Annotated in this window: 1 pseudogene; it reads right to left on the reverse strand. The window is 60.0% G+C overall.

Features of this window, described 5'->3' with window-relative positions:
- A pseudogene (locus ACXIUA_RS00005) lies at positions 1 to 372 on the reverse strand (multicopper oxidase domain-containing protein); the annotation flags it as partial.
- Positions 373 to 413 lie beyond the last annotated feature (41 nt).

Consider the following 413-nt stretch of genomic DNA (forward strand, 5'->3'; position numbering starts at 1 on the left):
GATGTGTATAAGAGACAGGGCACCGCCCACGCCGTCGTCAAGCAAAAGCGCGCCCTCCTTGTACACGCGATGGAACTGCGTGCCGACGATATGGAAGCTCGTGCCCTTGTTGGGGCCGGCGGCAAGTACCCAGAAACGTACCGTCTCACCTGCGCGAATACGAATTGGGTGGGTGAGATACTGGTCGGGGTAGCCGTTGAACTTGTAGATATCGGGGTCCTCGGCCATGGTCTTGTCGGCGTCGGGGCCGTCCTCGCCCCAGTAGCTTTCCGACTGCACCAGAAGAACCTCGTGGTCAACATCAGTGAGATTCGGTGGGTCGATGATGACGGCACCGTGCATACCGGCAGCGATGTGCATGGACATGGGCATGGTTGCGCAGTGGTACATCCAGATGCCCGCGCGGTCAGCAC

It is taken from the genome of Corynebacterium sp. UMB8791, assembly GCF_054166365.1.